At 74.4% G+C, this 12,235-nt stretch carries 6 protein-coding genes; 2 read left to right on the forward strand and 4 right to left on the reverse strand.

Annotated features, from left to right (window positions below):
- Positions 1 to 210: 210 nt before the first annotated feature.
- On the forward strand, positions 211 to 1,689 hold the full coding sequence (locus AB0F38_RS21305) for an FAD-dependent monooxygenase (protein WP_361895526.1): 1,479 nt from the start codon (positions 211 to 213) through the stop codon (positions 1,687 to 1,689).
- A 12-nt stretch (positions 1,690 to 1,701) separates the two neighbouring features.
- Entirely contained in the window at positions 1,702 to 2,949 is a 1,248-nt protein-coding gene (locus tag AB0F38_RS21310; RefSeq protein ID WP_361895529.1) for a metallophosphoesterase, read from the forward strand.
- Positions 2,950 to 2,990: 41 nt separating this feature from the next.
- Here the strand turns inward: AB0F38_RS21310 and AB0F38_RS21315 are convergent, their stop codons facing one another.
- The 4 genes from AB0F38_RS21315 to AB0F38_RS21330 form a co-directional block, all read right to left on the reverse strand.
- Positions 2,991 to 5,483, reverse strand: a complete 2,493-nt coding sequence (locus AB0F38_RS21315) for an excinuclease ABC subunit UvrA (RefSeq protein WP_361895532.1) — start codon at positions 5,481 to 5,483, stop codon at positions 2,991 to 2,993.
- Positions 5,484 to 5,603: 120 nt separating this feature from the next.
- Positions 5,604 to 6,014: an ACT domain-containing protein gene (locus tag AB0F38_RS21320; RefSeq protein ID WP_361895535.1), complete on the reverse strand. Its 411-nt coding sequence runs from the start codon at positions 6,012 to 6,014 to the stop codon at positions 5,604 to 5,606.
- A gap of 501 nt (positions 6,015 to 6,515) precedes the next feature.
- Entirely contained in the window at positions 6,516 to 8,351 is a 1,836-nt protein-coding gene (locus tag AB0F38_RS21325) for a hypothetical protein (RefSeq protein ID WP_361895538.1), read from the reverse strand.
- On the reverse strand, positions 8,348 to 12,232 hold the full coding sequence (locus AB0F38_RS21330; protein WP_361895541.1) for a DUF5682 family protein: 3,885 nt from the start codon (positions 12,230 to 12,232) through the stop codon (positions 8,348 to 8,350). Before AB0F38_RS21330 ends, AB0F38_RS21325 begins: the two co-directional genes overlap by 4 nt.
- Positions 12,233 to 12,235 lie beyond the last annotated feature (3 nt).

Consider the following 12,235-nt stretch of genomic DNA (forward strand, 5'->3'; position numbering starts at 1 on the left):
GTCTCATCCACGGGACCTCGCTCTCCGGCGCCTCTCACCTCGTTCTCAGCGTGGTTGCGCCCGCCACGGACCCGCCCATTAACTGGCTGGCATCCCGACGGGAGGCGGCTCCGTGGTGCTCGTCCGGCCCGCCCCTGCCGTGGTTCCGTGCCCCGCACACCCCGCGCACTCCCCGTGCGGCGGGTCCGGCCGATCCGAAGGAGTCAGAAGATGCCGCCGTCCCCACAGGTGATCATCGTCGGCGCCGGACCCGCCGGGCTCGCGCTCGCGGCGGAGCTGGCCGGCTTCGGCGTCTCCTGCCAGGTGGTCGACAAGCGCACCGGGCGCAGCCGGCTGTCCCGTGCCTGCACGGTCGAGCCCCGCACCCTGGAGCTCCTCGACATGCGGGGCCGGGTGGGCGACCTGCTCGCCTGGGGCCGGGAGTGCCCGCATCCGCCGCTCGGCAACGAGGACGGCTATCTGGACTACGGGCTGCTCGACACCGGTTTCCCGTTCAGCCTGTCCATCCCGCAGGTGCGGACCGAGGACGCGTTGCAGGCCGCCGCCGAGAAGGCGGGCGCGCTGCTGCTGCCCGGAACCGAGATGACCGGGCTGTCGCAGGACGACGACGGGGTCGACGTCGAGCTGACCGGCCCGGAGGGTCCGACCACCGTCCGAGCCCGGTACGTCATCGGCTGCGACGGGGTGAACAGCACCGTCCGTGACGCCATCGGCGTGAGGTTCGACGGCTGGAACTACGACCAGTCGCTGATGATGGCCGACGCCCGGCTGAGCAGTCCGCCGGGGCCGGCGGAGTACGCGCGGATCACCCGGCGCGGCATGGCCGCCCTGTTCCCGTTCCGCGACGGCACGTACCGGGTCATCGTGCTGGACCGGCAGAAGTTCACCGTCCCCGCCGACGAGCCGCTGACGCCGGAGGATCTGAGCGAGAGCTGCGCCGCCATCCTGGGTTTGGACATCGGCATCCACGACCCGCTGTGGCTGTCCCGGTTCCGGAGCTCGCAGCGGCACGCCAAGAAGTACCGGGTCGGCAGGGTGCTGCTCGCCGGGGACGCCGCGCACACGCACATCCCGTCCGGCGGACAGGGGCTCCAGACCGGTATCCAGGACGCGTTCAACCTGGGCTGGAAGCTGCGGGCGGTACTCGACGGGTGGGCGCCGGAGGGGCTGCTCGACAGTTACGAGGCGGAGCGGTACCCGATCGCGGCGGAGACGCTGCGCAAGACCGACCTGTCCTTCCGCTTCGAGACCTCCGACAGTCTTCCCGCGCGGATGCTGCGGAGGGCCGCGATGTGGTCGATGCGGATCAAACCGGTCCACCGGCTGAACGTGCAGCACCTGTCGGGGCTGACCCTGCGCTACCCGGCGGCAGGGCATGACCGGTGGACGGGTCTGCGGGTACCGGACCGGCCACTCGTGGCGGCTCCCGGGGGCCCGGAGCGGCTGTACGAGCTGTTCCGGGGCGGTGGTTTCGTGCTGACCGGCACGGACGGCTGTCCGCCCGCCGCCACGGGCTGGGAGGCCCGGCTGCGTACGGGTGTGCTCGCCGAACCCCTCGGCGCCAAGTGGCCCGCGCATGTGCTGATCCGGCCCGACGGATACGTGGCCTGGGCGGGCGCCGAACCCGGCCGGGGGCTGACGAGGGCACTGCGCCGCTGGTGCGGCGAGCCGCGCCCGATCGCCGGCTGATCCGGAGGTCCGGTGTCCTCCGCGTTGTTCGTCGCGCTCGTCCTGCCGCTCCTGGCCGGTGTCCACTACTACGTGTGGCTGCGTACGGTCCGCGACACCACGTCCCCCGGTTCGTGGTGGCGCCGGGCCGGTACGGCGCTGATCGTCCTGCTGGCCCTGCTGCTGGTGGCCGCGCCGCCCGGGGAGCGTGCGCTGCCCGCGCCGCTGGCCACGGCGGTCGGCTGGCCCGGCTTCACCTGGATGGCGGGGATCTTCTACCTGACGCTGGCGCTGCTGGTGGGTGAGGCGTTCCGGCCGTTCCTGCTGCGGGCCCGGCAGAGGCGTCCGGCCGGCGACACGGAGCAGGGAGGCCCGCGTACGGCGTCCGTGACCGGCGGGGAGCACGCGTCCCGCCCGGACTCCCCGGTGCGCGCCTCCGCCGGTCAACTCGGCACCTCCCGGAGGATGTTCGTGAGCCGGGCCGTCGCACTGGCCGCCGGGACCGCCACCACCGCCGCCGTGGGGTACGGCGCGTACACCGCGCTCGGGCCGCCCCGGATCAAGCACATCACCGTGCCGCTCGCCCGGCTCGGCCCGGAGGCCCACGGCTTCCGGATCGCGCTGATCAGCGACATCCATCTGAACGTGCTGGTGGGGCGCTCCCGGACCCGGCAGTTGGTGGACCTCCTCAACGGCACCGAGCCGGACCTGGTGGCCCTCGTCGGCGACCTGGTGGAGGACGCCGACGTGGCCGACCAGGGGCGGGCCGCCGAACCGCTCGCGGACCTCCGGGCGCCGCACGGCGCGTACTACGTCACCGGGAACCACGAGTTCTACTCGGGCGCCGAGCAGTGGGTCCGCTTCGTGAGCGGGCTCGGGCTGCGCACCCTGCGCAACGAGCGGGTCGCCCTGCCCGGCTTCGACCTGGCCGGGGTCGAGGACGCGAGCGGCGCCGAACACGACGACGGCCCCGACTACGAGGCCGCACTCGGCGGACGCGACCGGGACCGGGCCGTCGTCCTCCTCGCCCACCAGCCGGCGCAGGTCACGGAGGCCGCCCGGTACGGGGTGGATCTCCAGTTGTCCGGCCACACCCACGGCGGTCAGCTCTGGCCCTTCACCCATCTCACGGCCCTGGCCAACCCGGACGTCGCCGGGCTGAGCCGACACGGGGACACCCTGCTCTACGTCACCCGGGGCACCGGCTTCTGGGGGCCGCCCGTCCGGCTGGGCGCCGACCCGGACATCACCGTCGTGGAACTGGCCTCGCCCCGCGCCTGACCGTGTACGCCACGGCCGGGCGCGGGGCGCCCACCGGTGTCTCAGTGGTCGCCGGGCCCGCCCAGCAGCGGCAGGCCCGCCGTGTACCGGCGGAAGAAGCCCGCGGTCGGGGTGTCGGCTTCGGCGACCTGGTCGGGGGTGCCCGCCGCCACGACCGCGCCGCCGTCCGGGCCGGCGCCCGGCCCCAGGTCGATCACCCAGTCCGCGGAGGCCGCGACGGGGATGTCGTGCTCGGCGACGACCACCGTGTTGCCCGAGTCCAGCAGCAGGTCGAAGGCGTCCACCATGCGCTGGATGTCGGAGGGGTGCAGACCGGAGACGGGCTCGTCGAGCACGACCAGTCCCGCCTTGCGGCCCGCGGATCCGCGCTGGATCGCCGACGCCAGCTTCAGGCGCTGTGCCTCGCCGCCGGAGAGTTCCGTGGCGTTCTGGCCGAGTTGCAGATAGCCGAGGCCGACCCGGTCCATGGCCTCCAGTGCCTCCGCCAACTGCCGGTGTCCCGTGAGGCGTTCGACGGCCTCAGCGATGGTCAGCTCCAGCACCCCGTCGATGGTCAGCCCCTGATAGGTGATCTCCAAGGCCTCCGGTGTGTAGCGGCGGCCCTCACAGGCGTCGCAGACCACCCACACGTCCGGCAGGAAGTGCATGTTGACCAGCTTGCGGCCGTACCCGGTGCAGGTCTCGCAGCGTCCGCCGTTGGCCGTGTTGAAGGAGAACCAGGAGGCCTTGATGCCACGCTTGCGTGCCTCGCCGGTCTCCGCGAACAGCTTGCGGACGATGTCGAACGCCTTGCTGTACGTGGCGGGGTTGGACCGGGGTGTCCGGCCGATCGGCTCCTGGTCGACCACGGCGACCCAACTGAAGCGCTCGCTCCCGGTGACCCGGCGGACGGTGTCGGCAGCCGTTCCCGTCAAAGCCGCCTCCGTCCCGGAACCGAGCGCGCCGAGCAGACTGCTCTTGCCGCTGCCGCTGACCCCGGTCAGGCACGTCAGCCGGCCCACGGGGAAGCGGACCAGGTCCGTCGTCACGTTGTGCGCGGACAGCCCGTGCAGCTCCACCCAGCCGGTGCCCTCCCCGACCGGCCGCCGGGCACGGCGCAGCCGCGGCCCCTTCCCGGCGAGGTAGTGGCCGGTGAGCGAGCTTGGGTGCCCGGCGACGTCCGCGGGGGTGCCGGAGACGAGCACCTCGCCGCCCAGCCGTCCGGCGCCCGGTCCCATGTCGATCACCCAGTCGGCGCGGGCGATCAGTTCCGGGTCGTGCTCGACCAGCAGCACGGTGTTCCCGGCGGCGCGCAGTTCCAGCGCGATGTCCAGCAGATGGGCCTTGTCCGCAGGGTGGAGGCCGGTGCCCGGTTCGTCCAGGACGAAGATGATGTCGCTGAGTTCGGTGCTGAGCTGGGCGGCGAGACGGGTGCGCTGGAGTTCGCCGCCGGACAGGGTCGCCGCGCCGCGCGACAGTTGGAGATGGGCGAGCCCGAGGCGGTCCAGCACCCGGAGTCTGCGGGCGAGGTCCTGGAGGAGGGGTTCGCCGACCGCGCGCTGTCCGGTGCCGAGGCCGGAGGTGACCCGGTCGCCCCAGGCGCGTACCTCGCGGACGTCGACCTCCAGCAGTTCGGGGTAGGCGAGACCGCCGAGCCGTACCGACCGGGCGATCGCGTCGTAGCCGGTGCCGCCGCAGGTGGTGCAGGGCATCTTCCGCATGTACGGCAGATACCGCTCCTTCGCGCTGGGTGTGGCCGCGTTCGCGAAGACCCTCTCCACCTCGGCGAGCGCTCCGCGCAGCGGCTCGCTGGAGGTGTACGTCCAGGAGGACGTCTCGTTCTTGTTCGGCATGTCGACGGTCGCCTCGATCTTCTCGTCACCCGTGCCGTACAGCACGTCGTGCCGGAAGCCCTCGGGCAGCGACTGCCAGGGCTGTGCGAGGTCCACACCGCGTTTCTCGGCCAGTGCAGGAATGAACGCGTGCTCGCCGGAGCGCCACTTCGCGTACCAGGGGGAAGCTCCGTCGAAGAGCGCCAGCTCCGGGTGCGTGATGACGAGTTCTTCCCGTGCCTGCCAGCGTCCGCCGACGCCGTGGCAGTCGGAGCAGCTTCCCTCCGGGGTGTGCCGGTCGAAGTGGGCGGAGCTGAGATGGCCGTCGCCGGGAATCACGTCCGGGCCGATGCCGGGCAGCCGGGAGTAGAGCAGCCCGAGGTGGCCGTCGATACCGGTGATGGTGGCCACGGTGGAGCGGGGGTTGCGGTTGAGCCGGCGCTGGTCGACGGCGAGGGTGGCACCGAGACCGAGGACCCGGTCCACCTTGGGACGGTTGCGCTGGGTGATGTACTGCCGGACGAACGGCGAGAGCCCTTCCAGGTAACGGAGTTGGGCCTCGCTGTGCAGGGTGTCGATCGCTAACGAGGTCTTGCCGCTGCCGCTGACCCCGGTGAAGGCCACCACCCGCCCCTTGGGGATGCTCACGGTGACATCGCGGAGGTTGTTGGTCCGTGCCCCCACCACCTCGATGGTCTCCGAGGTACGCACGCTGTCTGCCATTCCTTCAGTCCTCTCCCGACGGCGGGAAGGGGAACGTACGGGCCCGGAGCGCCCGGGAGGGGCCCGGCGTCCTCGTCCCGAGCACCTCGAAGGCCCTTCCCGGACAAACCACTGAGGCTACTACGCGACGCCGGCCGCAGATCTGCGGGAAAGCCCTTCGAGCAGTTCCATGGCACGGTCCACCGTCTCGTACGGCACGAAGAGGTGGTCGTGGTGGAATCCGGCCACCACGTTGCAACTGACCCCGGCCCGCGCGAGTTCATGGGCGACGGCGGCGGTCAGGCCCACCGCGTCCAGGGCGGAGTGCACCCGCAGGACCAGCCACCCGGCCACGTAGTCGTACCCCAGCCCCGCCGCCTCGGCGTCCTCCTGCCGCAATACCAGGGTGAGGCCCTCGAGTTCGGCCACCGTGACGACCGGGGTCACCCCGGGCGGGATGCCACCGGCCACGGTGGTGAACACGTAGCGCCCCGGATTCATCTCCGGCCGCATGTCGATCAGAAGTCGTCGCAGGTCAGTCTCGCCAGGCACGGAAGACACCCTATACAGCCGGGCGGGCGGACGGCGCACCGAGAGCGGTGGGCCGGGCTGTCGTTCGATCGACCGGGGATCGGGTGATGTGTCGTCGCGGTGATTCGTACGCCGCGGAACACCCGAGGCGTCGGTGCGCGGACCGCCCGCGCGGGCTCCGCGAGGACACCGGTCCCCCGGCAGGGCTGATGCGTTCTCAGCCGACGGGACGAGCTGATCGTCTGCCTACGCGCCGCCGTGGGCGGTTGCCCGCTTCGGGAGTTCCGCACGGCGTGCACCACGCGGTGCGGATGCCGCCCCGGGCTCGAGCCCGGGGCGGCATCGGACTCGTCCCGGACAGCACCGTCCGGTTCGGCGCGTGGTGCTCCCCGGAGTGCTGATCGCGCTCCTGGGATTCACCGAATCCGTCCGCGGCTGACGGTGGTTCCGGACAGGTTCGCAGGCGGCCGAGGCACGGGGTCGCGACCCGCTCCGCAGCGGCGGCTCGCCCGCACGGGGCTGCTACGGCCGAGCAGCCTGATCGAACGAGGACGGTAGCTCGTCCGGGGCGGCCGGGCTCTCCTGCGCCGGTTCCCAGGCAGCCGCGCACAGGGACTCGGACACGGCGGATGTGTAACGGGCGGCGGAGAGCCAGTGGGTGGCGAAGCCGTCGGTGTCGGCGGGGAGGAGACGGCCGAAGGGGTCGCGTTCGCGTCGGGCCGCCGAGGCGCACAGGGCGACGAGAAGGCCGGCGGCTGTGGGAAGGCCCGCCCGGCGGAGGCGGCGGGCCTCGGCGGAGACATCACCGAGCATGCCGAGGGCAGCACGGCCCGCGGGGACCGTCTGTTCGACGCGTCGCTCCAGGAGGTGCAGGGGTGAGTGCGCGCCGGAGTTGCCGGACTCGGGCGGGGCGGGGTGCACGCGAGCGTCCGGGACGGGAAGGTCGGCGCGGCGCAGACGGTCGAAGCCAAGGTCGATCGTGCCCTCGCCGGTGGGGTGCGAGCAGGCCAGGAGGGCGAGCCTGGCGTGGAGCGCGGGTACCAGGCGGCCGATGATCCGCAGCCGTGTCCCCGGTGCCGTGGCCAGGAGCATCAGGTTGTCCCGGTGGGCCAGCGCGGGATCGTCGTCGGCGACCGTGAGGCGGACGGGGACACCACCGTCGCACCACGCGAGCAGACAGGTGCCGCCTGGCTCCCGTACGGCGCCGCGAAGTTCGACATCCAGGAAGAGCAGGTCGCTGCCACCGTCGTCCGGGTCCGCGTAGCGGGATGTGGATCGCAGAGCCTGGGTGGCCTGCTGAAACGGTGGCGTCTCCCACAGGGCGGCGAGCGGCGGCTCCGTCCACGCCGCGCCCCGTGCGGTGACGGCCTTGACCCCCTTCCCCGCGCCCAGTCTGCCGTCCGGCGAGAGTGTCGCCCCCGAGACCGCCAGCCCGGCCCGGCCCAGCTCCCGGTGGGTGAGCGCGCTCTCCCCGAGGCGCACCGCACGGTCGGCCACGCCCAGGGCACGTCCGACGCCGCCGGGTGCCACGTCGCCGACCGTGCAGAGCCGGCCGTCGGGTCCGGCGACCCAGGTGCGGACGCCGCCGTGCCCCGAGTCGGTGACCACGGGTTCGGTGAACAGACCGTACAGGCGCAACGAGCCGTCCGGGCTGTAGGGGCGGCGTGCCCGGCCCCTGACGGCGGCCAGTTCCGCGCCGGACGCGGTCCCCACCCGGTGTGCGGTCCCCAGGAGTTCGGCCAGGGCGGTGACGAGGTCGGCGGTGCGGTAGGACGGGTCCCCCGCGCGGGCCGCGCGCAGCAGCGTCACGACGGACAGTGCGGCGCCCGCGGCGCGCGGCAGGTGCTGGAGCCGGGCGGTGTGCGCGGCGCGGAGAAGCGCCGCTTGGGCGACGGCACCGGCCCCGTCGACACCGGCCTCCAGCACGGCGGCAGCCGCCGACCACACGGCGTCGGCCGCGGCGCGCTGGGCCGGGCTCGCCAGGTCGGGCGCGGGGGCGGTGTCGTCGGCGTGCGAGGTGGATTCGGCTTCAGCCGGGACCGGTTGCCCGGCGGGCTCAGGGGCCGGGTCCGCCGTGGGGGCGGCGCAGGCGGCGGCCGCCCGGTGGACGCAGGCCGGGGCGAGGAGACAGCCACAGGTGATGGCGTCCGCCGTCGCCACCACGCCGCCCGGGGCGTGCAGGCGCAGTTCGGTCTCCTCGTCCACCGCGATCGTCACCGTGTCCCCGTCGCGGTGGGCCGGGCGGGCGCCGAGCTTGGTGACCGCCGCGTCCAGCCGCTTGCGCAGCCGGGGCGAGAGGTCCTCCACCAGGGTGGCCGTGACCTCCGGCGCGACAGGTGGCAACTGGGCGGCGCTCATGCGGTTCTCTCCCCTATCCAGCGGGCCAGTTCGAGTGGGCTGAGTGCTGCCACGGGCATGCCGGCGGCCACGAGCCGGCCGGCGACACCCGTCGAGTAACGGGGCCGGCCCGCGTCGTCGAGACTCGCGCATCCGAGGACGTGGGCCCCGGTGGCCACCAGGGCCCGTACCTCGGCCAGCAGTCCGCCGAGCGGAGCGCCCTCCTCGAAGTCGCTGATGACGACGATGAGGGTTCGGGTGGGCACCGTGATCAGGCTGCGCGCGTGCCGCAGCCCGGCGGCGATGTGTGTGCCGCCGCCCACGCTCACCTCGAGAAGGAGGGCGAGGGGATCGTGCACATGACCGGTGAGGTCGACGACCTCCGTGGAGAAGGCGAGGAAGTGGGTGCTCAGGGCCGGCACCCCGGCCAGCACGGAGGCCGTCAGCGCGGACCAGATCGTGGACGCCTCCATGGATCCGGAGACGTCGGTGACCAGGATCAGGCGCCAGTCGGCCGACCGGCGGGCGCGGCTGCGGAACACCGGCTTCTCGGGAATCACCTGGACCGTTCCCTCGGCCGTTCTGCGGGCGGTGGCCAGATTGGCGCGCAGCGTGCGCGGCAGGTCCAGTCGGCCACCTGGGCGGCGGGTGGGCCGGGCCAGCATGGTGCCGGTGAGGGCGGGCCGCAGCCGGGTGGCGAGTTGCCGGGTCAGTTCGTCGACCAGGCGGCGGACCAGGGGCCGGAGCACCGCCAGACGCGCCTCTGGGAGGCCACCGGCGTAGCGCAGGACCGTGCGGAGCAGTTCCACGGAGGGGGTGGCGGCCGCCGGGTCGATTTCGGCGAGGACGTCCTGCCGGCCGGTCGCGGCGGCGGCGGCGAGGACCTCCTCCCGGATGCCTGGGCCGAACAGTGCGGCCAGTTCCTCGGACCACTCGCGGACGCCGGGATACGGCGCCTCGCGGCCGCCACGCCGGCCGCCGCCCTGACCGGGACCGGGCATGCCGCCACGTGATCCCTCGCCGCGTCCTTCTCCGTACAGCTCGTCCAGTGCGGTCGCCAGCCGGGCGGCACCGGACGGCAGTCGATCGGGGCGCCGGCCGAGTACGAGCCGCCACCGGTCGGCGGGTGCGAGGGTCCGCGCGGGGGTGGCTCCGGTGAGGCGGCGGGCATGCACCGGCACGGGGACGGCGGAGGTGCCGCCCCCGGTGGGGGGTGTGCCGGCGAAGGACGCCGTGGTGGCGGGTGGCGTGGGCGCGGCGAGGTGGTCCGACTGCGGCGGGTACCGGTCGTCGTGCGCGGGGGGTGGTACGGGCAGGCCCAGGCCGGTGAGGAGTCCGCGGGCCGAGAGGTCGGCGGCCGTTCGGGCCGCCAGGTCGGCCGGGTCGTCGGCGTCGAGGCTGTCCACCCGTTCGCCGAGCCTCTCCTCGACGGTGTCCAGCAGCCGGTCGCGTGCGGCCGGGCTGAGGGTGTCGAAGCCGCCGCGCAGGGCGGGCAGCCGTGCCAGGAACGCGGTGTCCTCCAGCTCGACGACACGGTGCAGCAACGGGTCCAGGGTGCCGGCTCCGACGGTCAGGAGCGGGCCGGCCGCCGTCAGGACGCCGGTGAGGCGGGCGGTGAGCGCGGTCCGGGAGGCGCTGTCGACAGCGCTGTCCACCCAGGAGGCGACGCGCACTCCGAAGACCTCGGCCTCCTCGTGACCCGTGAGCACCCGCACGGCCCCGGCAGCCGCGGCGATCAGCGGCGTGCCGTCGGCGGCCAGCCGGACGAGGGCGTCGGTGAGCCGGATGCCGCCCACCCTGTCGGCGCGCCGGGCCAGTTCGAGCAGGGCGCGGGCGTCCTCCGGCTCGTCGGATCCGGTCAGGCCGTCGACCTGACGGACCGCCGCCGAGGTCAGGAGTTCCGCCGCGTGCGCGATACGGGCTGAGGCGGTGAGGGAGGCGGGGGCGGGCGGGTCTTCGGTGGTCCCGGAAGCCGGCGGGGCGTCGGGGGCGGCCAGGCCCGGCAGATGGCCGGCGTCGATGCGGTCCAGGAGGTCGAGCCCGGTGAGGAGTTCGGGAAGGGTGCCGCTGGAGGGGAGCACGGCCGCCAGTTCCGTGAGCCGTTCGTCGGCCAGGGCGGGGAGTCCGCACCCGGCGGCCTCCGTCAGGCCCCTCACGACCTGGGCGGCCGTGGGGCCGCCCTGCGCGCGCTCGGCCGCGTGCCGCTGCCGCAGTACCCCTTCGGCCGCCTGGGCCGGGGTGACGCCGCGGGCCCCGGCCGCGGTGAGCATCGCGGCCGTCGCCGGGGTCCACCTCACCTGCCAGCGGGTCGTCAGTCCTTCCGAGCCCGCGGCACCCGTCACCGCCTGTTCCTGCGCGTAGGGGATGCCGCACACGCCGAGCCTGCGCAGCAGTAGTTCGCGCCGCCGGTCGAGGGTGGAGCGGGCCGGGTCGAGCCGGAGATCACGCGGCGTCTTCTCATGGGTCTCCCCCGGTCCGGGGAGCGCGAGCGCCGCGGTCTCGGCCTCCACGGCCGGACCCAGGCCGCTGCGCGGAGCGGCGGGGGCGGGCCGTCCCGTGCGTGTTCCGACGAGTACGCGTTCGAGGGCTTGGGCGACGGCTCGGCCGGTCCCGTAGGTCTCGCCGCGCCCGAGCACCGTCTGCACGGCCTCCAGGAATTCGCCGCGACCGGGGGCGGGCAGTTCGCGCAGGCGCGCCAGGTCCCCGGCGACTCGGACGACCTCCCGGCCGTCTGCCGGGCCGTAGGGGTGGCCTTGTTCGCGCAGGGCGGTACAGACACGGACCGTGGTGCGGATCAGCGCCTCGTGCAGCGCGGGCGGGGACCCGGCGGCCTCCAGGACGGTGTGCTGCCACTCCGGGTCCCGGATGCCGGCCGGGTACCCGGACCGTGAGTCGAGGAGTGGGTACGTGTAGGGGATCAGGGAGACCGTACACGCCACCGCGGCGGCGGTACCGGTCACGCGGCCGGCCGCGTCCGCCTCGCGCGGGAGGGCGGACGTGGCCCGCTCCCGGGGGGCGGGTGCCTCGGCGGCCCCGGGGGCGGACGCCAGCAGCGCCGGGGTGTGGAAGGCTCCCACCACCACGGCGGGCCGCCGCCCGCTCGCCAGGGCCTCGGCGACATGTCCGCGCATACAGTCCTCGCGCACCAGGTCCTCGGCGTCCACGCCGCCCCTTGCCTCGGCCTCGTACCGCAGCGCCCAGCCGGTGAGGAGGGCGGCACGGCGGAGTGCCTCGGGTGTCGAACCGGGTGCGGGGGCCTCCACCAGCCGGTCCCAGAGGTCGTCGCCGTGGCGGCCGGTGAGCCGGGACCGGAGGGCGGCGGACAGCCCGGGCCCCTCTCCCCGCGCGGGTGCGGAGCCGGTGCCCGGGAAGGGTACGGGGGCGGGGGTGTCCGGCCCGTCCCGTGCCCAGGACCGGTCGGCCAGGGGCAGATCGCAGGCCACGGCAGGGACGCCGTTCCGCGCGGCCCAGCGCAGGGCGGCCAGTTCGGGCGAGAAGTCCGCGAACGGATAGAAGGCGGGTCCTCGTTCGCCGGCCGCCCCCGTCCCGTCGGCGGGGACGGCGGCCAGCGCCACCGGAGCCTCGGTGTCCTCGTGGGCGAGCCAGCCCAGCCAGGGCTGGAATTCGGCGGGCAGTTCGACGAGGAGGATGTCGGGGGCCGCCGCTTCCAGGAGCGCCGGCAGGGCGGCCGCGAGCGAGGGCGCGTGGTGGCGTACCCCGATCAGGAAGGGCAGCCCGGGGCCGGCCGCCGCGAGGGCCGCGACCGCGGCCTCCGGAGTGGTGGGCCCGGCCGTGGGGCCTCGCAGGACACCGGTAGGGGGCACCTCGGTGCCGGGCAGGGCACCAGCGGTGAGCAGCGTCTCGGCGGTGGCGCACCTGTCCGGGGTGGTCGACTGGCTCATCCG

It is taken from the genome of Streptomyces sp. NPDC025273, assembly GCF_040638585.1.
Lineage (GTDB): Bacteria > Actinomycetota > Actinomycetes > Streptomycetales > Streptomycetaceae > Streptomyces > Streptomyces cinereorectus.